24 protein-coding genes are annotated in these 23,912 nt (G+C 59.7%); 23 read left to right on the top strand and 1 reads right to left on the bottom strand.

What is annotated here, in order from left to right; translation table 11 throughout:
* Positions 1-21: 21 nt before the first annotated feature.
* Positions 22-1,272, bottom strand: coding sequence for a sarcosine oxidase subunit beta family protein (locus tag GSF67_RS17625; protein ID WP_006316027.1), 1,251 nt, complete (start codon positions 1,270-1,272; stop codon positions 22-24).
* 90 nt (positions 1,273-1,362) lie between these two features.
* Here GSF67_RS17625 and GSF67_RS17620 point away from each other — a divergent pair, with 90 nt between their 5' ends.
* The 23 genes from GSF67_RS17620 (at position 1,363) to GSF67_RS17510 (ending at position 23,849) form a co-directional block, all read left to right on the top strand.
* A complete protein-coding gene (locus GSF67_RS17620; protein ID WP_006316026.1) occupies positions 1,363-2,337 on the top strand; it encodes a GlxA family transcriptional regulator in 975 nt (324 codons plus the stop codon).
* A gap of 33 nt (positions 2,338-2,370) precedes the next feature.
* Entirely contained in the window at positions 2,371-3,051 is a 681-nt protein-coding gene (locus tag GSF67_RS17615) for a helix-turn-helix domain-containing protein (RefSeq protein ID WP_006316025.1), read from the top strand.
* A 96-nt stretch (positions 3,052-3,147) separates the two neighbouring features.
* Positions 3,148-4,053, top strand: a complete 906-nt coding sequence (locus tag GSF67_RS17610; protein WP_006316024.1) for a glutamine amidotransferase family protein — start codon at positions 3,148-3,150, stop codon at positions 4,051-4,053.
* Positions 4,054-4,090: 37 nt separating this feature from the next.
* A complete protein-coding gene (locus GSF67_RS17605) occupies positions 4,091-4,777 on the top strand; it encodes a GXGXG domain-containing protein (RefSeq protein WP_006316023.1) in 687 nt (228 codons plus the stop codon).
* 16 nt (positions 4,778-4,793) lie between these two features.
* Positions 4,794-6,122, top strand: a complete 1,329-nt coding sequence (locus GSF67_RS17600; RefSeq protein WP_006316022.1) for an FMN-binding glutamate synthase family protein — start codon at positions 4,794-4,796, stop codon at positions 6,120-6,122.
* 82 nt (positions 6,123-6,204) lie between these two features.
* Positions 6,205-7,512, top strand: a complete 1,308-nt coding sequence (glnT, locus tag GSF67_RS17595; protein WP_006316021.1) for a type III glutamate--ammonia ligase — start codon at positions 6,205-6,207, stop codon at positions 7,510-7,512.
* 88 nt (positions 7,513-7,600) lie between these two features.
* Positions 7,601-8,485: a formyltetrahydrofolate deformylase gene (gene purU, locus GSF67_RS17590; protein WP_006316020.1), complete on the top strand. Its 885-nt coding sequence runs from the start codon at positions 7,601-7,603 to the stop codon at positions 8,483-8,485.
* Positions 8,486-8,639: 154 nt separating this feature from the next.
* Positions 8,640-9,335 carry a GntR family transcriptional regulator gene (locus GSF67_RS17585; protein WP_006316019.1) on the top strand — a complete coding sequence of 232 codons (696 nt, stop codon included), beginning with the start codon at positions 8,640-8,642 and terminating at the stop codon, positions 9,333-9,335.
* 182 nt (positions 9,336-9,517) lie between these two features.
* Positions 9,518-10,378 (top strand): ABC transporter substrate-binding protein, encoded by an 861-nt coding sequence (locus GSF67_RS17580; RefSeq protein ID WP_006316018.1) that lies wholly within the window; start codon positions 9,518-9,520, stop codon positions 10,376-10,378.
* A 75-nt stretch (positions 10,379-10,453) separates the two neighbouring features.
* Positions 10,454-11,143: an amino acid ABC transporter permease gene (locus GSF67_RS17575; RefSeq protein WP_006316017.1), complete on the top strand. Its 690-nt coding sequence runs from the start codon at positions 10,454-10,456 to the stop codon at positions 11,141-11,143.
* 29 nt (positions 11,144-11,172) lie between these two features.
* Entirely contained in the window at positions 11,173-11,904 is a 732-nt protein-coding gene (locus GSF67_RS17570; RefSeq protein ID WP_083816040.1) for an amino acid ABC transporter ATP-binding protein, read from the top strand.
* Between the two features lie 80 nt (positions 11,905-11,984).
* Positions 11,985-13,163, top strand: a complete 1,179-nt coding sequence (locus tag GSF67_RS17565; RefSeq protein ID WP_006316015.1) for an iron-containing alcohol dehydrogenase — start codon at positions 11,985-11,987, stop codon at positions 13,161-13,163.
* Between the two features lie 117 nt (positions 13,164-13,280).
* Positions 13,281-13,883, top strand: coding sequence for an amino acid synthesis family protein (locus GSF67_RS17560; protein WP_006316014.1), 603 nt, complete (start codon positions 13,281-13,283; stop codon positions 13,881-13,883).
* Between the two features lie 11 nt (positions 13,884-13,894).
* The gene (locus GSF67_RS17555) at positions 13,895-14,740 is read left to right on the top strand and encodes an alpha/beta fold hydrolase (RefSeq protein WP_006316013.1); all 846 of its coding nucleotides are present in this window, start codon (positions 13,895-13,897) and stop codon (positions 14,738-14,740) included.
* Entirely contained in the window at positions 14,737-15,675 is a 939-nt protein-coding gene (locus GSF67_RS17550) for a flavin reductase family protein (protein ID WP_006316012.1), read from the top strand. The genes GSF67_RS17555 and GSF67_RS17550 overlap by 4 nt, the downstream gene beginning before the upstream one ends.
* A complete protein-coding gene (locus tag GSF67_RS17545) occupies positions 15,672-16,712 on the top strand; it encodes an LLM class flavin-dependent oxidoreductase (protein ID WP_006316011.1) in 1,041 nt (346 codons plus the stop codon). The genes GSF67_RS17550 and GSF67_RS17545 overlap by 4 nt, the downstream gene beginning before the upstream one ends.
* A 4-nt stretch (positions 16,713-16,716) precedes the next feature.
* Entirely contained in the window at positions 16,717-18,183 is a 1,467-nt protein-coding gene (locus GSF67_RS17540; RefSeq protein ID WP_006316010.1) for an aldehyde dehydrogenase, read from the top strand.
* Positions 18,184-18,187: 4 nt separating this feature from the next.
* A complete protein-coding gene (locus GSF67_RS17535; protein WP_006316009.1) occupies positions 18,188-18,502 on the top strand; it encodes an NIPSNAP family protein in 315 nt (104 codons plus the stop codon).
* A gap of 56 nt (positions 18,503-18,558) precedes the next feature.
* Positions 18,559-19,566: an ABC transporter substrate-binding protein gene (locus GSF67_RS17530; RefSeq protein WP_006316007.1), complete on the top strand. Its 1,008-nt coding sequence runs from the start codon at positions 18,559-18,561 to the stop codon at positions 19,564-19,566.
* Positions 19,567-19,625: 59 nt separating this feature from the next.
* Entirely contained in the window at positions 19,626-20,501 is an 876-nt protein-coding gene (locus GSF67_RS17525) for an ABC transporter permease (RefSeq protein ID WP_006316006.1), read from the top strand.
* Position 20,502: 1 nt separating this feature from the next.
* Positions 20,503-21,303 (top strand): ABC transporter permease, encoded by an 801-nt coding sequence (locus GSF67_RS17520; RefSeq protein ID WP_006316005.1) that lies wholly within the window; start codon positions 20,503-20,505, stop codon positions 21,301-21,303.
* A complete protein-coding gene (locus tag GSF67_RS17515; RefSeq protein WP_006316004.1) occupies positions 21,300-22,382 on the top strand; it encodes an ABC transporter ATP-binding protein in 1,083 nt (360 codons plus the stop codon). Before GSF67_RS17520 ends, GSF67_RS17515 begins: the two co-directional genes overlap by 4 nt.
* A gap of 12 nt (positions 22,383-22,394) precedes the next feature.
* Positions 22,395-23,849, top strand: coding sequence for an NAD-dependent succinate-semialdehyde dehydrogenase (locus GSF67_RS17510; protein WP_006316003.1), 1,455 nt, complete (start codon positions 22,395-22,397; stop codon positions 23,847-23,849).
* The last annotated feature ends 63 nt before the right edge of the window (positions 23,850-23,912 follow it).

The raw sequence follows: 23,912 nt of genomic DNA, 5'->3' as shown, positions 1-23,912 counted from the left end.
GAACGTCCTTGATCCGCTGGATTAATGAAGGTTGGGCTGTGCGCCCTGGCCTTTTTCATCGATGAGATAACCGCGCCGGAAACGATCCAGCCGGAAGGCCGTTGCCGTTTCCTGCGGTGTGCCGCGTGAGAGAAGATGGGCGAAGCAGAAACCGGAAGCGGGTGTCGCCTTGAAGCCGCCGTAACACCAGCCGGCATTGAGATAGAGATTGTCGATCGGGGTTTGGTCGATGATCGGCGAGCCGTCCATCGACATATCCATGATGCCGCCCCAGGAACGTAGCACCCGGACGCGGGAAAGCGCCGGTATCATCGCCTTGCCGGCTTCCGCCACATGTTCGACCGTCGCCAGATTGCCGCGCTGGGCGTAGGAATTGTAGCCGTCGATATCGCCGCCAAAGACGAGGCCGCCCTTGTCGGATTGCGAGACGTAAAAATGCCCCGCCCCGAAAGTGACGACGCCATCGATGAAGGGTTTCAGCCCTTCCGACACAAAAGCCTGCAGCACATGGCTTTCGATCGGCAGTTTCAGCCCGGCCATGGCGGCGACCTGTGAAGAATTGCCCGCCGCTGCCAAAGCCAGCTTGCCGCAGCCGATGAAGCCGCGGCTCGTCTCGACGCCCACGACCGCGCCGTTTTCGCGGCGGATGCCTGTTACCTCGCACCCCTGGATGATATCGACGCCCCGGCTGTCTGCACCGCGCGCATAACCCCAGGCGACGGCATCGTGGCGAACGGTGCCGCCGCGCTTTTGCAGCAATCCACCCTGAATGGGGAAGCGGGCATTGTCGAAATCGAGAAATGGCAACATCGCCTTCACCGAGGCGCGATCCAGCAAGTCGGCATCGACGCCGTGCAGCCGCATGGCATTGCCGCGCCTTGTATAGGCATCGCGCTGCGCATCCGAGTGGAAGAGATTGAGCACGCCACGTTGGGAAACCATGGCGTTGAAATTGAAATCCTGCTCCAGCCCCTCCCACAACTTCATCGAAAGCTCGTAGAACGGGTTATTGCCCGGCAGCAGGTAATTGGAGCGGATGATCGTGGTATTGCGGCCGACATTGCCGGAGCCGATGTAGTTTTTCTCCAGCACGGCGACATTGGTGATGCCGAATTCCTTGGCGAGATAATAGGCCGTCGCCAGCCCGTGCCCGCCGCCGCCAACGATGATGACGTCATAATGTGGTTTCGGCGATACATCCCGCCATGCGGGTTTCCACGCCTTGTTGCCGAAAAGGCCGTTCTTGAAAATCGAAAAAGCAGAATAGCGCATCTGGCGTACCTCGAACGATATCGAGCAAGCTTAGCGATGCAGTGCGGATGTGGATTGCAGATAAGGGACATTATGATTTAAAAAAGAGACATGACGATCATCGAGCCGAAGAATATCCAGCGCATTGGTTTTATCCTCGTTCCGAATTTTGCGCTGATGTCCTATGCTTCGGCGGCGGAGCCGTTGCGCGCCGCCAATCTTATCGCTGGAACCGATCTTTACGATGTGGTTCCCCTGTCTTTTGATGGCGATGCCGTCAGAAGTTCGTCCGGCATCATTGTCGGCTGTGAGGCGCTCGCCGCTGCCGGCGAGAAATGCCACACGATTTTCGTCTGTGCGGGCGGCGGGCCGCAGGACTGGACCGTTGCGGAAAATTCTTACGGGACGTTACGGCGGCTGGCGCGGCAGGGTGTCAGGATCGGGGGCATTTCCAGCGGCGCTTATGTGCTGGCAGCGGCGGGATTGCTGGAAAACCGCGATTTCACCATCCATTGGGAACATGCGCCGGTGCTGAAAGAGGCCTTTGGCCATCTCACGCCCCGGCAGGCGCGGTTTGTTTTCGATGGAGACCGCATCACCTGCGCCGGCGGCGTTGCCCCCCTCGACATGATGCATGCGATGATTTCGCAGAGAATGGGTGCGCATTTCGCAAGGCGTGTCAGCGACTGGTACCTGCACACGGCCGTCGCCGAACCCGGCGCACCGCAGCGCGGTTCCTCTGCGGAACGTCATGGCACCAACCATCCGGCCTTGTTGACCGTGCTGGAAAAAATGGAAACGACAATTGAAAGCCCGCTCGACCGACAGACGATGGCAAAACTGGCGGGCACAAGCGCGCGCCACCTCGACCGGCTTTTCGCGACCCATCTGAAGTCGAGTTTTCTGGAGACATACCGCGCGATCCGTCTCGACCACGCCCGGCGATTGCTGGAGCAAAGCCCGCTCTCCATCGCGGAAGTGGCCTTTGCCACCGGTTTTTCCAGTGCAGGTCATTTTTCAGAGAGCTTCAAGACCCGCTTCGGCCAGACGCCGAATGCCATGCGGCAAAGATTTCCTCTGAATTAAAATAGTTTTCCTGTAAGGAAGGGAAACACGATAATGCCGGAGGACACCATGGCCAAGAATGCCAACCAGAGCGACGCTGCGCAGTTCCTGTCGCAGGATCCGCATGCCGTTCGCGAGCCGAGGGTCAACAATCTGGAAATGGCGATCGGCCACGAGGTCCGCGCCTATCGCAAGAAGCTCGGCATCACCGTCACCGATCTCGCATCGGCGACCGGCGTTTCCGTGGGCATGCTCTCGAAGATCGAGAACGGCAATATCTCGCCGTCGCTTACCACGCTGCAAACGCTCTCCAAGGCGCTGGGCGTGCCGATCACGGCCTTCTTCCGTGGTTTCGAGGAACCGCGCAGCGCCACTTTCGTCAAGGCGGGGCAGGGGGTGAATATCGAGCGCAGGGGCACCCGCGCCGGCCATCAATACAGCCTGCTTGGCCATATCGACAACAATACCAGCGGCGTCACCGTCGAGCCCTATCTCATCACGCTCACCACGGATTCGGATGTGTTCCCGACCTTCCAGCATGAAGGCATGGAGTTTCTCTACATGCTGGAAGGCGAGGTGGTCTATCGCCATGGCGAACAGCTTTTCACCATGCAGGCCGGCGACAGCCTGTTTTTCGACGCCGATGCGCCGCATGGGCCGGAAGAGCTGGTAAAACTTCCCGCGCGTTATCTATCGATCATTTCCTATCCGCAACGGCGGGTGAACAATGACTGAGATTTTGCCTTAGAAGAAAAAAATATTCCTGATAGTTGACGGAATGGAATTCCATATGTTAGCCCTTCACTCAGAAACGAATGGAGGTGCCTGTCGATGTGCGGCATTGTTGGACTATTCCTGAAAGACAAAAGCCTTGAACCGCAGCTGGGTCAGCTGCTTTCGGACATGCTCGTCACCATGACCGATCGCGGGCCGGATTCAGCCGGCATCGCGATCTATGGAAGTGCGGCCGATGGCCGTGCGAAAGTGACGATCCAGTCGGCCGATCCCGCCGCTGATTTTTCCGGCCTTGCCGAAGCGCTGAAAGAAAACGGCGTTGAAGCCTCGGTCATGGTGAAAAGCACCCATGCGGTGCTGGATATTCCATCGCAGAAGCTTGACGGAATTCGTGCGGTCCTCGCCGCCATCCGGCCGAATGTGCGGGTGATGGGCTCTGGCGACAGTGTGGAAATCTACAAGGAAACCGGCCTGCCGAAGGATGTCGTCACCCGTTTCGACGTCCGTTCCATGGCCGGCAGCCATGGCATCGGCCACACCCGCATGGCGACGGAATCGGCGGTGACGACGCTTGGCGCGCATCCCTTCTCCACCGGTGCCGACCAGTGCCTGGTGCATAATGGTTCGCTCTCCAACCACAACAATCTGCGCCGCGAACTGGTGCGCGAAGGCATGACGTTCGAAACCCAGAACGACTCGGAAGTCGCCGCCGCCTATCTCACGGCGGAAATGGCCAAGGGCAAGGATCTGGGCGAAGCACTGACAAGCGCGCTCGACGATCTCGACGGTTTCTTCACCTTCGTCGTTGGCACCAAATCCGGTTTCGGCGTGGTGCGCGACCCCATCGCCTGTAAGCCGGCAGTGATGGCCGAGACCGACCAGTATGTCGCTTTCGGTTCAGAATATCGCGCTCTGGTCAACCTGCCCGGCATTGAAAGTGCCCGGGTGTGGGAGCCGGAACCGGCGACCGTCTATTTCTGGGACCATGAAAAGGCTGCCTGAGACCCGTCATCGGCGCCTGTTTTGAAAGTCATAATCCATGCCAGTTTTCGATCTCTCCCACACGCCATTGCGTGAATTGAATACCGCACTCCATGGCCTCTCCTCCGGTGTCAACGATACCGAATTCGAAGTCGTCAATCCGCGCGGCCACCATGCCGTCGCTGTCGGCATCGACAGCCCCGTCACCGTCGATGTGCGTGGTTCGGTCGGTTATTATTGTGCCGGCATGAATGATGGCGGCACTGTTACCGTTCATGGTTCGGCGGGGCCGGGTGTCGCTGAGAACATGATGTCGGGCACCGTCGTCATCGAAGGTGATGCCTCGCAATATGCCGGTGCCACCGGCCGCGGCGGGCTGCTCGTCATCAAGGGTAATGCCGCCTCGCGCTGCGGCATTTCCATGAAGGGCATCGATATCGTCGTGAAGGGCAATATCGGCCATATGTCTGCCTTCATGGGCCAGTCCGGCCATCTCGTCGTTTGTGGCGATGCTGGCGATGCGCTCGGCGATTCCCTTTATGAGGCGAAGCTTTTCGTGCGCGGCTCGGTCAAAAGCCTGGGTGCCGACTGCATCGAAAAAGAGATGCGGCCCGAACATCTCGAAAAGCTCGCAGAACTCCTCGAAAAGGCCGGTGTCTCGGATGTTCGGCCGGAAGATTTCAAACGCTACGGCTCTGCCCGCACGCTCTATAATTTCAACATCGACAACGCCGACGCGTATTGAGGCGAGGGATATTCAGATGAGCTATCACAACCCCTTCACCCCGCCGCGTAAATCCGCGACCTTCGACGACCACACGCTGGCGGAAATCCGCCGGGCGGCGGCGACCGGCATCTATGACATTCGCGGCGCAGGCACCAAGCGCAAGGTGCCGCATTTCGACGACCTGCTGTTTCTCGGCGCCTCCATCTCGCGTTATCCGCTCGAAGGTTATCGTGAAAAATGCGATACGACCGTGACGCTCGGTACGCGCTTCGCCAAGAAGCCAATCACGCTGAAAACGCCGATCACCATTGCCGGCATGAGTTTTGGCGCGCTTTCGGGCAACGCCAAGGAAGCGCTCGGCCGTGGTGCGACCATTGCCGGCACCTCCACGACGACGGGCGACGGCGGCATGACGGATGAGGAGCGCGGCCACAGCCAGACGTTGGTTTACCAGTATCTGCCCTCGCGTTACGGCATGAACCCGAAGGATCTGCGCCGTGCCGACGCCATTGAGGTCGTGGTCGGCCAGGGCGCGAAGCCGGGCGGCGGCGGCATGCTGCTCGGCCAGAAGATTTCCGATCGCGTCGCCAATATGCGCAACCTGCCAAAGGGCATCGATCAGCGTTCCGCCTGCCGTCACCCTGATTGGACTGGTCCTGATGATCTGGAAATCAAGATCCTTGAACTGCGCGAAATCACCGACTGGGAAAAGCCGATCTATATCAAGGTCGGCGGCGCACGGCCCTATTACGACACAGCCTTGGCGGTAAAGGCCGGTGCCGATGTGGTGGTGCTCGACGGCATGCAGGGCGGCACGGCGGCGACGCAGGATGTCTTCATCGAAAATGTCGGCATGCCCACACTCGCCTGCATTCGCCCCGCCGTTCAGGCGCTGCAAGATCTCGGCATGCACCGCAAGGTGCAACTGATTGTCTCCGGTGGCATCCGTTCGGGTGCGGATGTTGCCAAAGCGCTGGCGCTCGGTGCGGATGCTGTCGCCATCGGCACGGCGGCGCTGGTGGCGCTTGGCGATAACAATCCGCACTGGGAAGAGGAATATCAGAAACTCGGCACCACGGCCGGCGCTTATGATGACTGGCACGAAGGCAAAGACCCCGCCGGCATCACCACGCAGGATCCCGAACTGGCCGCGCGTCTCGATCCCGTCGCCGCCGGTCGCCGCCTTGCCAACTACCTGAAGGTCATGACGCTCGAAGCGCAGACCATCGCGCGCGCTTGCGGCAAGAACCATCTCCATAATCTGGAGCCGGAAGATCTGGTGGCGCTGACCATGGAGGCGGCTGCCATGGCGCAGGTTCCGCTGGCGGGAACGAACTGGTTCCCGGGGAAAGGCAGTTTCTAAACACCATGACGGACGGACGCATTTGGGAGGATACGCCCGTCTTTTTCGATGAAGTGTCTGATACCAAAAAAAGGGGAATGACGTGACACTGGACCTCTCCACCTTTGCTGCCGAAAAGGGCATCAAATATTTCATGATCAGCTATACCGATCTCTTCGGCGGCCAGCGCGCCAAGCTGGTGCCAGCGGAAGCAATCGCCGATATGCAGAAGGGCGGCGCGGGTTTTGCAGGTTTTGCCACATGGTTTGATCTGACGCCTGCCCATCCCGATCTTTTCGCCGTGCCGGACGCCTCCTCGGTCATCCAGCTTCCGTGGAAAAAGGACGTCGCCTGGGTGGCAGCCGATTGCTTCATGGAAGACCAGCCGGTGGAGCAGGCACCGCGCGTGATGCTGAAAAAACTCATCGCGGAAGCGGCGGGCGAGGGGCTCAGGGTCAAGACAGGCGTCGAGCCGGAATTTTTCCTGATTTCGCCTGATGGTGCGAAAATCTCCGACGAATACGACACGGCGGAAAAGCCCTGCTACGACCAGCAGGCCGTCATGCGCCGTTATGACGTCATCGCCGAGATTTGCGACTACATGCTGGAGCTGGGCTGGAAGCCCTACCAGAACGACCATGAGGATGCGAATGGCCAGTTCGAGATGAACTGGGAATATGACGATGCGCTCCAGACTGCCGATAAACATTCCTTCTTCAAGTTCATGGTCAAATCCGTCGCCGAAAAGCACGGGCTGCGCGCCACCTTCATGCCGAAACCGTTCAAGGGGCTGACCGGCAACGGCTGCCATGCGCATATCTCGGTCTGGGACCTCGACGGCGAGGTCAACGCCTTCGCCGACAAGGAAATGCCCTTCGGCCTCTCCGCCAAGGGCAAGACCTTTCTCGGTGGCATCATGAAACACGCTTCAGCGCTCGCGGCGGTTACCAATCCGACGGTCAATTCCTACAAGCGCATCAACGCGCCGCGCACGATTTCGGGCGCCACCTGGGCGCCGAATACCGTGACATGGACCGGCAATAACCGCACCCACATGGTGCGCGTGCCGGGTCCGGGGCGTTTCGAACTGCGCCTGCCGGATGGTGCGGTGAACCCCTATCTGCTGCAGGCCATCATCATCGCCGCCGGTCTCTCCGGCGTTCGCTCCAAGGCCGATCCCGGCCCGCATTACGATATCGATATGTATCGTGAAGGCCATACCGTCACGGATGCACCGAAGCTGCCGCTCAATCTTCTCGATGCGCTGCGCGAATATGAAAAGGATGCGGAGTTGCAGCAGGCGCTCGGCATGGAATTCTCCAAGGCCTATCTCAAGCTCAAACAGGGGGAGTGGAACAGCTATTGCGCACAGTTCACCGCCTGGGAGCACCAGACCACGCTCGACGTCTGAGCCCGGTTTTCCCCGCCGCCCTTGCGGCTTTTCCCGCGCGCGTCAAACCGCGCGGGTTTTTCCCATATCGATGACAGAGAGGCGCCAGATGACGAATTTCGTCCTCACCGTAACATGCAAATCCACCCGTGGCATCGTCGCGGCCCTTTCAGGCCTTCTGGCGGAGAAGGGCTGTAACATCGTTGACAGTTCGCAGTTCGATGATCTCGGCACCGGTCGCTTTTTCATGCGGGTGGGTTTCATCTCCGAGGAAGGCGCGACGCGGGAGGCACTGATGGCGGGGCTCGAGCCGATTTCAAAGACATTCGGCATGGAGGTGGCGCTGCATGATCAGGCAGAGCGGATGAAGGTTCTGCTGATGGTCTCGCGTTTTGGCCATTGTCTCAATGACCTGCTTTACCGCTGGCGTATCGGAGCCTTGCCGATCGATATTGTCGGCGTCGTCTCCAACCATTTCGATTACCAGAAGGTCGTCGTCAATCACGATATCCCCTTTCACCACATTCCGGTGACGAAGGAGAACAAGCCGCAGGCCGAAGCCCGCATCATGGAGATCGCTGAAAGCACCGGCACGGAGCTTGTCGTTCTGGCGCGCTACATGCAGGTGCTTTCCGACAGGATGTGCGAGGCGATGTCTGGCAAGATCATCAATATCCACCACTCCTTCCTGCCGTCTTTCAAGGGCGCCAACCCCTACAAGCAGGCCTATCAACGCGGTGTGAAGCTGATCGGCGCGACGGCGCATTATGTCACGGCCGATCTGGATGAAGGGCCGATCATCGAGCAGGATATCGTTCGCATCACCCATGCCCAGTCGGCCGAGGATTATGTCTCGCTTGGCCGTGACGTGGAGGCGCAGGTGCTGGCGCGTGCCATCCACGCCCATATTCATCGGCGCGTCTTTTTGAACGGCAGCCGAACGGTGGTGTTTCCACCCAGTCCCGGTTCCTATGCATCGGAAAGGATGGGATGAGGTGTTTCGGTCTGGTCAGACAGCCCGCCGCGCCTTGGCTGTTGCCATGAAGATGATGCGCGGCTAAATAAGTTGGTACGCCATAATATAAAGAGCCAGAACCTGCTTCGGCGTGCGGCGAGCGCAGGCGGGATGTGCCAAACGAGGTGATACCATGACCGGTGCTTTGCAGGGAACTGCCATTCGCGTTGAGCGTCCGACGAAGACGCTGAGGGAACTCGCGCTCGACAAGGTGCGGGATGCGATCGTGAATGGTTATTTCCGCCCGGGAGACCGTCTGGTTGAGCGCGATCTTTGCGCCCAACTCGGTGTTTCCCGCACCATCGTGCGCGAAGTCCTGCGGCATCTGGAATCCGAAGGGCTGGTGGCGAACCTGCCGAATAAAGGCCCGATGGTTGCGCTGCTCGATCTCGACGAGGCCAAGCAGATTTACGAAATCCGCGGCGCGCTGGAAGGAATGGCGGCGCGTCTTTGTGCCGAACGCCGCGACCCCGCTATTGTCGAGGCCCTGGAGGTTTCGCTCAGGCACATCCGCGAAAGTTATGTTGCCAAGGATATGCCGGGCGTGCTCACGCATACCTCGTCCTTCTACCAGACGCTGTTCAGCAAGATCGACCGGCATGTCGCCTGGGGCGTCGTCAATTTGCTGACGGTGCGGATCAACCATCTGCGCTCCATGACGATCAAGACGAAAAGCCGCGATACCGACGGTCCGGCGCAGATGGAGAAGATCGTCGATGCCATCCGCAAGGGGGACGGTGACGCCGCCTACAAAGCCGCGCTCGATCATGTGACCAGCGCCTGTGCCATTGCCGAAGCAGTTCTGAAGGCGCAACAATCCGCCGACTGACGGATTTTCGGCTGAAATCGATCCATCCTTGTGGCTCCCCTGCCGGGAGCCGCATAGGTGCGGTTATTTTCTTTATCGTTGTTTTTCAATAATTTAGAAAAATAATTAGCCGCTTCTTGACAGGGTAAACCGTTTGGTGTGATGGTATGCCATAATCAATAATATAAAGAGCGGAGCTTAATATGAACTGGAATCCGATTTCCCGGAAATGCATAGCCGTGCGCGCCAAAACCCTCTTGGTCGGTGCCGCAGTCACTCTTTTCGCCGGTGCCGCCGTCGCGCAGGATTGCACGCCGAAAATATCCGACGACCATCTCATCAAGCCCGGTCATCTCGTCATGGCCACCAGCCCGACCCTGCCGCCTATGGCCTATGCCGATCAGCAGGGTGTCCTGAAGGGTCTTCGTATTGAACTCGGCTATGAGATTGCCAAACGTCTGTGCCTGAAACCCGAATATATCAGCACGGAATATGCGACGATGGTGCCCGGCCTGCAGGGCGGCCGCTGGGACATGATCAATGCCGGCCTGTTCGTGACGGCGGAGCGGCGCAAGATCCTGTTCATGATCCCCTATGAAAATCTCGCCATCAGCATTTCCACAGCCGTCGGGGCTTCCGATCCCATCACCAAAGTCGATGATCTCGCCGGCAAGGCTGTCAGCACCGACATCGGCGGTTACGCCGAGCGCAAGATCAAGGAACTGAACGAGGACTTCAAGAAGCGCGGTCTCGCGCCGATGACCATCAACCTGTTCGACAATTATGCAACCGTCTATCAGGCGCTGCGCGCCGGTCAGGTGCAGGCGGCCGTCTCCATCGATCCGGTCGCCAAGCAATATCAGGATCGCGGCGAATTCACCCATGCGCTTTCTGGCATGTATCCCACCCCCGGTTCGCTCTCCTTCGGCAGCAAGGACGTGGCCGATGCTGTCTCCGCCGCCCTGAAGGAGATGAGGGCCGATGGTTCGCTCGAAAAGCTGATGGGCGGCTACGGTGTCAGCATGGCGCCCGGCGACCTCGCCGTTCTCGGCCCGGAAGGCTGAATTCCTCCCATCTGAACTGTCATCGTGGCGGGAAAGCTCCCGCCGCGACCGTTCTCGCATGAATTGGAGAAAGACGTGAAGGGTTGGAACTGGGAAGGTTTCTTCGAATATCTGACGAATTATTATCTATTCGAGGGCGCGCTGGTGACGCTCGGCCTCACGGTCTTCGCCATGACGGCGGGTCTTGCGCTGGGCTTCGTCATCGCTGTCATGCGCATGTCGAAATACCGGTTCCTGTCCGGTCCTGCCTATTTCTACACCTGGATCTTTCGCGGCACGCCGCTTCTGGTGCAGCTCATCATCATCTATACCGGCCTGCCGCAAATGGGCATCAAGCTGACGGTGCTGCAATCCACCCTTATCGGCCTGTCGCTCTGCGAAGCGGCCTATCTTTCTGAAATCGTCCGGGCGGGCATCGCCGCCGTTCCGAAAGGCCAGATCAATGCGGCACGCGCCATCGGCATGACCGAGGCGCAGGTGATGCGCTACATCGTTGCACCGCAGGCCTTTCGTATCATCATCCCGCCGCTCGGCAATTCCGTTAACGGCGTGCTCAAGACGACCTCGATCGCCTCGATCATTTCCATGGAGGAGCTTCTGCGCCGCACGCAGGTGCTCATTCAGGAAAAGTTCCTCGTGCTGGAGCTGTTCACCGTCGCGGCGCTTTATTATCTCGCCATGACGACCGCCTGGGAACTCATTCAGCGCCGGATCGAGAAGCGCTTCGGCAAGGCCTATGGCCCCATGTCGACTGACATACACTAAGGAGCGGTCCGATGTCGCAAACAACCAGCATGATCGAACTGCAATCCGTCAATAAATGGTACGGGCCGCATTTTCAGGTTCTGACCAATTGCAGCCTGAATGTCGCCAAGGGTGAAGTTGTCGTGATCTGCGGGCCCTCCGGCTCGGGCAAGTCGACGCTGATCAAATGTGTGAATGCACTCGAGACGATCGGCAACGGCGTCATTACCGTCAATGGCGTGGAAGTGACCAACCCAAAGACCGATATGCCGAAACTGCGCTCCAGGGTGGGCATGGTATTTCAGCATTTCGAACTCTTCCCGCATATGACGATCCTCGAAAATCTCTGTATTGGGCAGGAGAAGGTTCTGGGCCGTACACCGGCGGAAGCGCTGACCAAGGCCAATGCGCTGCTGGAGAGGGTGGGACTGACGGCGCATGCCAGAAAATATCCCGGCCAATTGTCGGGTGGGCAGCAGCAGCGCGTCGCCATTGCCCGCGCACTGGCGATGGACCCGGTCGCCATGCTCTTCGACGAGCCGACATCGGCGCTCGATCCGGAAATGATCAACGAGGTCCTCGACGTCATGGTCTCGCTCGCCCAGGAGGGCATGACGATGATGGTGGTGACGCATGAGATGGGGTTTGCCCGCAAGGTGGCGGACCGCATCGTCTTCATGGATGGCGGCGAGATCGTGGAGATCGGTGAGGGCGACAGTTTCTTCACCGATCCGAAGACGGAAAGAGCCCGCTCGTTCCTGTCGAAAATTCTGGCCCACTAGGCCCATTCATGCCGGAGCAGGTTCATAAATCTGCTTCGGCCATTCCGAACAACGCAGAATGATAGTGGCGGAGAACCGCAATGATAAACCGTGTCCTGATGCCCCGCGAAATGTTGATCGGCGGCGGCAGCCGTTTTCGATTACCTGCCGTGGTAAAATCGCTCGGCGCCCATCGCCCCCTGCTGGTCTGCGATCCCGTGATGCAGAAGCTTGGCCATGCCGATGTGCTTTTGCAGGCGCTGGCTGAGGAAGGCATCGAGGCCGCCGTATTCTCGGACGTCGTGGAAGACCCGACGGATATATCCATCGCCACCTTGGTGAAACGTATTACCGATGGTGGCCATGACAGTCTCGTCGCACTCGGTGGCGGCAGCGCTATGGATACGGCCAAGGCGGGCGCCATCGTTGCAACGAGCGGGGAGGATTTGCGGGCCCTGAAAGTGCCGCGGATCGTGGATTTCGCCGTCATGCCGGTGATTGCCATTCCGACGACGGCCGGCACCGGTTCGGAAGTGACCCGCGCCGCCGTCGTCACCGACACGGCTGCCAGCGAAAAAATGCTGATCCTCGGCACTGCCGCTTTGCCGGTCGCGGCCATCATCGATTATGAACTGACGCTGACATGTCCTTACCGTGTTACGGTCGATACCGGCATCGATGCGCTGACCCATGCGCTGGAGGCGCTGGTCAACCGCAATGGTAACGCCCATTCCGAGGCGCTGGCGCTTTCCGCCCTGAAGCTGATCGGCGCCAATCTTGAAAAAGTGGCTGATAACCCTGATGACCGGGATGCGCGTGAAGCGATGATGCTGGGCGCGACCCATGCCGGGCTTGCCGTCTCCAATACATCGACCGCACTGATCCATGGCCTCAGCCGGCCGGTTGGCGCTTTTTTCCACGTGCCGCACGGCATGTCGAATGCGATGGTGCTGCCGCTCGTCACGCAGTTTTCGCTGAATTCCGCTCTTCCGCATTATGCTGCGGCCGCGCGGGCGCTCGGCTCCGCCACCGCGACAGATAGCGATCAGGTCTCCGGGGCGAAGCTGGTGGAGGCTTTCATCGGCCTGAACAGGCGGCTGAAGGTGCCGACCCCACAAGAGTTCGGTATCGAGAGGAGCCGCTATCTCGAACTTGTGCCGGAAATGGTGCGGCAGGGTCTTGCTTCCGGTACGCCGGCAAATAACCCCCGAGTGCCCACAGTTGCCGAAATGACGCGGCTATATGAACTCGCCTATGACGGAAGCATCGCGGAATTTTAAGCCATAAATATCTGTTAATGTTGAAGATTTTCGACTTTTTGACGAAAAATCATGCGGCACTTGACAGTCGTATATTATGGCATACCATAAGACATCATATTTACGGAGAGAACGCCCATGTCCATTCAGATCCGCAAGACCCTGCTGCAGGTCGAAACGACGTTGATTGAGGGAGGCAAGGCCGCCGCAACGCCTCTGAAGCTGTTCAGCGCGATTGCGGTCGTGAAAAATCCCTGGGCGGGAAAAGGCTTCGTGGAAAACCTGAAGCCGGAAATCCATGCCGGTGCGCCGGTGCTCGGGGAGCTGCTGACGAAGATGATCCTTGATGCCGTTGGCTCTGGCGAGGCCGTGGAGGCCTATGGCAAGGCGGCGGTTGTCGGGCTGGATGGCGAAATCGAACATGCCTCCGCGCTCATCCACACGCTGCGCTTCGGCAATCATTATCGTCAGGCTGTGGGTGCCAAGTCCTACCTCGCCTTCTGCAACACCCGCGGTCCGGGCAATGCGCCGATCATGATTCCGCTGATGGACAAGAACGATGAAGGCCGCCGCTCACATTATCTGACCATACAGACCGCCATTCCCGATGCCCCGGCTGCGGACGAGATCGTGGTCGCGCTCGGTGCTTCCGTCGGCGGCCGGCCCCATCACCGTATTGGCGACCGTTACCAGGATCTGCAGGATCTCGGTCAGGACGTCGCCAATCCGGCCGGCGTTTGAGGGTGACATCAATGCACGAGGCCGCCACTACGTCACGGGTCAATGTTGCAAAGGCAGGTGCTGCCGCGCTCCCTCGCAAGATGACCGAGGGTGGGGCGGCTTATTTCGAAGCCGGTGCCGGAGAAGAGCTGATCCTCATCCACGGCGTCGGCATGCGGCTTGAAGCCTGGGAGCCGCAGATCGACGTCTTTTCCCGCACGCACCGTGTCATCGCGGTCGACATGCCGGGCCATGGCAGCAGCGAACGGTTGCCTGCGGGCAGCACGCTTACGGATTTTGTCGGCTGGTTCGGCCGTTTTCTGGACGATATGCGGATCAGCCGCGCCAATGTCGCCGGCCATTCCATGGGGGCGCTGATTTCCGGCGGTGCCGCTGCGACCTTCAGCGATCGTATTGCGCGCGTCGGTTACCTGAACGGTGTCTATCGCCGTGATCCGGCGGCGAAGGCGGCGGTGCTTGCGCGGGCTGCGGCCATCCGTACCGAAGGCGTGGACAAGCAAGGACCGCTGCTGCGCTGGTTCGGCGATGACGCCAAGAGTCAGCATGCGCGGGAACTGACACGCGGCTGGCTGGAAACGGTCGATCCGGAAGGTTACTCGGTTGCCTACACCGCCTTTGCGGGCGGAGATGAGACTTATGCGGACCGTTGGCCGTCGGTCACCTGCCCGGCGCTGTTTCTGACCGGCTCTGACGATCCGAATTCGACGCCGCTGATGGCCGAGCAGATGGCGGCGATCACGCCGCGCGGTTACGCTCGTATCGTCGAGGCGCACCGGCATATGGTCAATCTGACCGCACCTGAAACTGTCAATGCATTGATGGCCGAATGGCTGGCTATTGAGGAGGAGCCGCAATGACTGTTGCAACGCTTGACCCGCGCGCCCTGCGCGACGCCTTCGGCGCTTTCGTAACGGGAGTAACGATCGTGACCACGCGGGATGATGCGGGAAAGCCCGTGGGCTTCACCGCAAATTCCTTCACTTCGGTATCGCTCGATCCGCCGCTGCTGTTGATCTGCCTCGCGCGTACCTCGCGCAATTTCGCGACAATGACCGGCGCGAAAAACTTCGCCGTCAACATTTTGTCGGAAAGCCAGAAAGACCTGTCCAATACCTTCGCGCGCCCGGCGGAGGATCGTTTTGCCGCCGCCGAATGGTCGGATGCGCCGCAGGGTTCGCCCGTCTTTGCTGAAGTCGCAGCCTGGTTCGAATGCACCATGCAGGAGGTTATCGAGGCGGGTGATCATGTCATCCTGCTCGGCCGTATCGGTGCTTTCGATAATAGTGGCCTGAACGGTCTCGGTTATGCGCGCGGCGGATATTTCACGCCGATGCTGGCCGCCAAGGCGGTGTCAGCAGCGGCCGAGGGTGAAATTGTCGTCGGCGCGGTGCTGGAACGCCGTGGCGAGATTTACCTTGTTGGAGATGATGTTCTGTCGCTGCCCGGCTGTGTCGTCGCAGGCGGCGATCCGGTTGCGGCGCTGACATCGCGCCTTCAGGACCTGACGGGCCTCTCCGTCAGGACAGGTTTTCTATACTCCGTTTACGAAAACAAGGCGGATGGCCGCCAGCATATCGTCTACCACGCACTTGCCGAGGGCGATGATGCACCGCGTCAGGGCCGCTTCCTGTCGCCCGGCGCGCTCGGCTCCGCAAAATTCGACTCCGGCGCAACGGCGGATATCGTCAATCGCTTCGCGCTGGAAAGCTCCATCGGCAATTTCGGCGTCTATGTCGGCAACGAGACCGCCGGCAAGGTTCATCCCATTTCCATGAAGGCGGTAAACCCATGAAATTTTCCCTCTTCGTCCACATGGAGCGGTTGGACGCCTCGCAGGATCACAAGACCCTCTACGAGGAATTCGTCACCCTTTGCGAAATCGCCGATCGCGGCGGCATGCATGCCATCTGGACCGGCGAACATCACGGCATGGATTTCACCATTGCGCCCAACCCCTTCGTGACGATCGCCGATCTGGCCCGCCGCACGAAAACGGCACGTCTCGGCACCGGCACTGTGATCGCGCCTTTCTGGCACCCGATCAAGCTTGCCGGCGAAGCGGCGATGACCGATCTCATCTGCGATGGCCGTCTCGATATCGGCATTGCTCGCGGCGCTTATTCCTTCGAGTACGAGCGGCTGCTTCCCGGCCTCGATGCCTGGGGTGCGGGCCAGCGGATGCGCGAATTGATCCCCGCCATCAAGGGCGTGTGGGCGGGCGATTATGCCCATGACGGCGAGTTCTTCAAATTTCCGGCCACGACTTCCGCCCCCAAGCCGCTGCAACAGCCTTTTCCGCCGATCTGGGTAGCGGCGCGCGATCCGAATTCTCACGAATTCGCCGTCGCCAATGATTGCAATGTGCAGGTGACGCCGCTGTGGCAGGGCGACGATGAGGTGGAAACCCTGATGGGCCGCTTCAACGATGCCTGCGCCAGGAACCCGGAAAAAAAGCGCCCGAAAATCATGCTGCTGCGCCATACCTATGTCGGTTCCGACGAAGCCGATATTGCGCAGGCCGCCCATGAGATGAGCGTTTATTACAATTACTTCTTCGCGTGGTTCAAGAACGAGAAGCCGGTCCATCAGGGTCTGATCGAGCGTATTGCGCCGGAGGACATCGCCGGAAACGCCATGCTCTCCGGCGATGTCATGCGCAAGAACAATGTCGTCGGCGATGCCGATGACGTCATTGCCCGCCTCAAGGCCTACGAGGCCATGGGTTATGACGAATATTCCTTCTGGATCGATACGGGCATGAGCTTCGAGCGCAAGAAAGCGTCGTTGGAGCGTTTCCTGTCCGACGTCATGCCGGCTTTTGCGGAGTAAGATGATGCGCCGTTTTCAGTGCTATATCGACGGACGTTTCGAGGATGGTGAGGCCAGCTTTTCCAGCCTCGATCCCGCAACCGGCCAGCCCTGGGCCGAAATGCCGGAAAGCCGCGAGGCGGATATCGGCCGGGCGGTCGCGGCCGCGCACCGGGCGCTTTACGAGGATGCCGCCTGGTCGAAGCTGACGGCGACGCAGCGCGGCAAGCTCCTCTACAGGCTGGCCGATCTCGTCGCGGAAAATGCGAAAACGCTCGCTGAACTCGAAACCCGCGATACCGGCAAGATCATCCGCGAAACCTCCGCGCAGATCGCCTATGTCGCTGACTATTATCGCTATTATGCGGGCCTCGCGGACAAGATCGAAGGCGCCTACCTGCCCATCGACAAGCCGGATATGGATGTCTGGCTCCGGCGCGAACCGGTCGGTGTTGTCGCGGCGATCGTGCCGTGGAACAGTCAGCTGTTTCTTGCCGCCGTGAAGATCGGTCCGGCGCTGGCCGCCGGCTGCACTATCGTCGTCAAGGCATCGGAAGATGGCCCGGCTCCGCTTCTGGAATTTGCCCGGCTGGTGCATGAGGCCGGTTTTCCCGCCGGTGTCGTCAACGTTGTTACCGGTTTCGGCGCGTCATGCGGCAACGCCCTCACCACCCATTCGAAGGTCGCCCATATCGCCTTCACCGGCGGCCCGGAAACGGCCCGACATATCGTCCGCAACTCGGCCGAAAACCTTGCCTCCACATCGCTGGAACTCGGCGGCAAATCGCCGATCCTCGTTTTTGCCGATGCCGATCTCGAAAGTGCCGCCAACGCCCAGGTGGCAGGCATTTTTGCAGCGACCGGCCAGAGTTGCGTGGCTGGTTCGCGGCTGATCATCGAAAAAAGCGTCAAGGACCGTTTCCTCCAGATTCTGGCGGCAAAGGCCGAGGCGATCCGCATCGGTTCGCCTTTGGATATGGCGACGGAAGTGGGGCCGCTTGCAACGGAGCGTCAGAGGAAGCACATCGTTTCGCTGGTTTCCGCCTCGGTAGATGCCGGCGCGAAGGTGGTGACGGGCGGTGAGCCTGTGGAGGGTGAAGGCTATTTTTACCGGCCGACCATTCTCGATTGTGACGGTATTCGATCCCCCTCGATGGAGAAGGAGTTTTTCGGCCCGGTCCTTTCGGTCGTTTCCTTCGAAACCGAAGCGGAAGCCATTTCGCTTGCCAATGACACCGTCTATGGCCTTGCGTCCGGCGTCTTCACGCAAAACCTGACACGAGCCCATCGTCTGATGAAGGCGATCCGCGCCGGCATCGTCTGGGTGAACACCTATCGCGCTGTTTCGCCGATTGCGCCCTTTGGCGGCTTCGGCCTTTCGGGAGACGGCCGTGAAGGCGGGCTCGCGGCAGCGCTCGATTACACGCGCACCAAGACCATCTGGCTCAGAACCTCCGACGATCCGATCCCCGATCCTTTCGTGATGCGGTGAGCCGATGTTTTACGAGATCCGTACCTATCGGCTGAAGAACGGCGTCATCCCGGCCTATCTCAAGGTCGTCGAGGACGAGGGTATCGAAATCCAGAAAAGCCATCTCGGCGAATTAGTGGGTTATTTCTTTTCCGAGATCGGCCCCATCAACGAGATCGTCCATATCTGGGCCTTTTCCAGCCTTGACGACCGCGCTGAACGGCGCGCGCGGCTGATGGCCGATCCGCGCTGGTTATCGTTCCTGCCGAAAATCCGTGATCTCATCGAAGTCGCGGAAAACAAGATCATGAAGCCGGCGCGGTTTTCACCGTTGATGTGAAAAGTACCGGCAAAGACGTGCATGCCAACAACAAACTCTAAATGGAGTAAGGGAACATGAGATCGAAACTGGTATTGTCGACATGCGCAGCACTCGCCCTCGGCGCAGCCGCTCAGGCGAATGATCTGGTTTTTTCCAGCTGGGGGGGAACCACGCAGGACGCCCAGAAGGCGGCCTGGGCTGAGAAATTCATGGTGGAAACCGGCATCAACGTGCTGCAGGATGGCCCGACAGACTATGGCAAGCTGAAAGCCATGGTCGAGGCCAACGGCGTGACATGGGATGTGGTCGATGTCGAAGGCGACTATGCCGCGCAGGCCGGCCCCAAGGGTCTGCTTGAAAAGCTGGATTTCAGCGTCATCGACAAAACGAAACTCGACCCTCGTTTCGTGACGGATTATTCTGTCGGCAGCTTCTATTATTCCTTCGTCATCGGCTGCAATGTCGATTCAGTTGCTGCCTGCCCCAAGAGCTGGGCCGATCTCTTCGATACTGCTAAATTTCCGGGCAAGCGCACCTTCTACAAGTGGTCGGCACCGGGTGTGATCGAGGCGGCACTTCTGGCCGACGGCGTTACGGCCGACAAGCTTTATCCGCTTGATCTCGACCGTGCTTTCAAGAAGCTCGACACGATCAAATCCGATATCATTTGGTGGTCCGGCGGCGCGCAGTCGCAGCAGTTGATCGCATCGGCCGAAGCACCCTTCGGCAGCGTTTGGAACGGCCGCATGACCGCTCTCGAGCAGAGCGGCGTCAAGGTGGAGACATCTTGGGCGCAGAACATTACCGCAGCGGATTCGCTCGTTGTCCCGAAGGGAACGAAGAACAAGGATGCGGCGATGAAGTTCATCGCCTTGGCGACGTCCGCGCAGGCGCAGGCAGATATGGCGACAGCGACGGGTTATGCTCCGGTCAATATCGAATCCGCCAAGCTGATGGATGCGAAAATCGCCAAATCTCTGCCGGACCAGCAGACGGAAAGCCAGGTCAATGCCGACATGAACTACTGGGCACAGCATCGCGATGAAATTGGCGAGCGCTGGTACGCCTGGCAGGCAAAATAAGATAACGGCGCGGGCTGCCACGGGCGCCCGCGCAATTTTCACGTCCGGGAGGTTTGGACATGGTCTCGCTTACCGATGAAACAGTCAGACCCAGGCCGAAGGCGCGCATGCCGTTTCGGGCCGGCAATTTTGCCGCCACCCTACCGGCGCTCGGTCTCCTCATCCTGTTCTTTGTCGTTCCTGTCCTCATCCTGCTGTCGCGCAGCGTGACCGAACCCGTCTTCGGCCTTGGCAATTATGCCGAACTGCTAGGCAGCTCCACCTATCTGAAGATTTTCTTCAATACTTTCGCGGTGTCTGCACTGGTGACGGTCGTGTCGCTGGCAATCGGTTTTCCGGTCGCCTGGGCGCTCGCCATCATGCCCTCGCGGCTTGCCTCCATCGTTTTTGCCATCCTGCTTCTGTCGATGTGGACCAATCTTCTGGCCCGCACCTATGCCTGGATGGTGCTGTTGCAGCGAACAGGCGTGGTCAACAAGACGCTGATGGGCCTTGGCATCATTGATAAGCCGCTGGCACTGGTCAACAATCTCACCGGCGTGACGATCGGCATGACCTATATCATGCTGCCTTTCATCATCATTCCGCTCTATGGCGTCATCCGCAAGATCGACCCGGCCATTCTGCAGGCAGCGTCTCTGTGCGGCGCCAGCCGTTGGCAGGCACTGACGCGCGTTCTCATTCCGCTTGCCGCGCCCGGCATGATGGCCGGTGCGCTGATGGTCTTCGTCATGTCGCTCGGTTATTTCGTCACCCCGGCGCTGCTCGGCGGCACGGCGAACATGATGCTGGCCGAACTCATCGCCCAATTCGTGCAGTCACTGGTCAACTGGGGCATGGGCGGGGCCGCCGCCTTCGTCCTTCTGGTGGTCACTCTGGCTCTTTATGCGGTGCAGCTGAAATTCTTCGGCGCGGCAGGGGCAGGGGGGCGCTGAGATGCTTTTGAACTATAACAGTCTCGGCCTGTGGAAATGGCTGCTCCTCCTCATCACCGTGCTGACGTCGGCATTTCTCATCCTCCCGATCGTTTTTATCGCCGCTTTGTCCTTTGGTTCGTCACAATGGCTGATCTTTCCGCCGCCCGGCTGGACGCTGAAATGGTATGCGGATTTCTTCGCTGACCCCAGATGGCTGGAGGCCGCCTGGACCAGCCTGCGCATTGCGCTGATGGTCACGGTACTCTCCGTGCTGATCGGTCTCATGGCTTCCTTCGGGCTGGTGCGCGGACGTTTCCTCGGGCGCGGCACGCTGCGCGCCCTGTTCATGACGCCGATGATCCTGCCCGTCGTGGTCCTTGCGGTGGCGCTTTACGCCTTTTTCCTGAAACTCGGCCTTGCCGGCACCACGACCGGCTTCGTCATCGCCCATCTCGTCGTCGCGCTGCCTTTCTCCATTCTGGCGCTGACCGGCGCGCTCGAGGGTTTCGACAAGTCGATCGAGGATGCGGCGGTGCTATGCGGTGCGAGCCCGTTGCAGGCGAAAATCCGCATCACGCTTCCCGCCATCAGCCACGGCCTGTTTTCGGCGGCGATCTTTTCCTTCCTCACCTCCTGGGATGAGGTGGTGCTGGCAATCTTCATGGCAAGCCCGACATTGCAGACGCTGCCGGTGAAAATCTGGGCGACGCTGCGTCAGGATCTGACGCCCGTCATCGCCGCTGCCTCCACGCTTCTCATCGCGGTGACCATCATTCTCATGCTGCTTGTTGCGGCTGTGCGAAAAGGACTGAAAACATGACCAAACCGCTCCTGCAAATTCGCGGAATCCGCAAGCAATACGGACCGGTGGTCGCCGTTCAGGATGTCAATCTCGACGTTCAGCCGGGCGAGTTCATGACCTTCCTCGGTCCTTCCGGTTCCGGCAAGAGCACCACTCTTTATATCCTTGCCGGTTTCGAACAGCCGACCTCGGGGGATATACTGCTGAACGGCGAGAGCCTGCTGTCGACTCCATCGCACAAGCGCAATATCGGCATGGTCTTCCAGCGTTACACCCTGTTTCCGCATCTGTCGGTCGGCGAAAACATCGCCTTTCCGCTGAAAGTTCGCCGCAGGAGCAAGGCGGACATCGATGCCAAGGTGAAGGAGATGCTGCGGCTCGTCCGCCTCGAAGGTTTCGAGGACAGGAAGCCCGCGCAGATGTCCGGCGGTCAGCAGCAGCGCGTGGCGCTGGCGCGTGCGCTCGCTTACGATCCACCGGTGCTGCTGATGGATGAGCCGCTGTCGGCACTCGACAAGAAGCTGCGCGAGGAAATCCAATTCGAAATCCGTCGCATCCACCAGCAGACGGAGGTGACCATCCTCTACGTCACCCATGATCAAGAAGAGGCCTTGCGTCTTTCTGATCGCATTGCCGTGTTTTCCAAGGGGGTTATCGATCAGATCGGCACGGGGCCGGAGCTTTACGCCCACCCGACCACCCGTTTTGTGGCCGAATTCATTGGTGACAGCGATTTCATCGCCTGCGATCTCCTCGCGGCATCGGGCGGCAAGGCGACGGTGTCGCTTGGCCGGGATATCATCTTCGATCATATTCCCATGCATGGCGAGGCCGCACCGGGCAAGAAAGCGGCGCTGATGCTGCGTCCGGAACGCCTGCAGCTCAGCCGCAACCGGCCGGTTGCTTCCGCCGGTTTTCAGGCCATGGTCAGCGACATCACCTTCCTTGGCAACAATGTCCATGTGGTGGCCCATACCGGTTCGGGCGAACCGCTTGCCGTGCGGCTGCCCTTCGGCCACGAAGCGATTTCCGGTCTCAACCGGGGCGACCTCGTTCATCTGGCCTTCGACCCGGCGTCAGCCCAGGTTTTCTGTTGAAGGATCGGCTCCATGCATCTGAATGGCCCTACGCTCTTCTGTGAGAAAGTGCCCGTGGCCGGCCGCTGGATCGGTTGCGATGGCCGCGAGACGGCGACGATCCGCAATCCCGCGACGGGGAAAATCGTCGGGCAAGTTCCCGAACTTGGCGCAACGGAAACGCAGGCGGCTATCACCGCTGCCGTGATTGCCCAGAAAGCATGGGCGCGCCGCACAGCCGGCGAGCGTGCGGCGATCCTGAAGGCGTGGCACCGGCTCGTCATGGAAAACCGGGACGATCTCGGCATGATCCTGACGCTGGAACAGGGAAAACCGCTCGCGGAAGCCAAAGGTGAAATCGCCTATGGGGCAAGCTTCATCGAGTGGTTTGCCGAAGAAGCCCGCCGCCTCAATGGTGAGACGGTCCCCGGTCATCAGGCCGACAAGCGCATCCTCGTTCTGCGCCAGCCGGTTGGCGTCGTCGCGGCCATCACGCCGTGGAATTTCCCCAATGCCATGATTACCCGCAAGGTCGGCCCGGCGCTCGCTGCCGGCTGCGCGGTGGTGCTGAAACCCGCACCGCAGACGCCGTTTTCGGCCATCGCCCTCGCCATTCTCGCCGAGCGCGCGGGCCTGCCGCTCGAACTTTTCAGCATCGTGACGGGACCTGCCGCAGAAATCGGCGGCGTGCTGACCGCGAGCCCGGATATTCGTCTCCTCACCTTCACCGGATCGACACGCACGGGAGAACATCTTTACCGCCAATGCGCGCCGACGATCAAGAAACTCGGGTTGGAACTCGGCGGCAACGCGCCCTTCATCGTATTTAATGACGCTGATCTCGACGCGGCTGTCGAAGGGGCGCTGATTGCCAAGTTCCGCAACAATGGCCAGACCTGCGTCTGCGCCAACCGGTTTTATGTGCAGAGCGGTGTTTATGATGCTTTTGCTGAAAAATTCGCGCGGGCGGTATCGGGGCTGAAGGTCGGTAACGGGTTGGACGAGGGAAGCATTCTGGGTCCGCTCATCGATGGTAATGCCGTTGCCAAGGTGGAAGCGCATATCGCCGATGCACTCTCAAAAGGCGCGCAAATTGCCGCAGGCGGCAGCAGGCATGCACTCGGCGGCAATTTTTTCGAGCCGACGATCCTGCGCAACGTCACCACCGACATGCAGGTCGCGTGTGAGGAGACATTCGGGCCGCTCGCCCCGCTTTTCCGTTTCGAAGACGAAGAGGATGTGATCGCACAGGCCAACAATACCGATTTCGGCCTCGCCTCCTATTTTTATGCGCGTGATCTTTCCCGTGTTTTCAGGGTCGCCGAGGCGCTTGAATATGGCATGGTCGGCGTCAATACGGGGGCTATCTCCACCGCCGAGGCGCCCTTTGGCGGCGTCAAGATGTCAGGTCTCGGGCGCGAAGGTTCCCGCCACGGCATCGAGGAATATACCGAACTGAAATATGTCTGCATCGGCAACATTCTGTAGGCAGTGGCGGGGCTCTGCGTACACTGAAATCATTCGCCGTCGTTGACGAATGACACCGTCTTC

Origin of the sequence: Agrobacterium sp. CGMCC 11546 (assembly GCF_013365515.1) — a bacterium.
In the GTDB taxonomy this organism is placed as follows: Bacteria; Pseudomonadota; Alphaproteobacteria; order Rhizobiales; family Rhizobiaceae; genus Agrobacterium; species Agrobacterium fabrum.
This window is presented reverse-complemented; position numbering and strand designations above follow the sequence as displayed.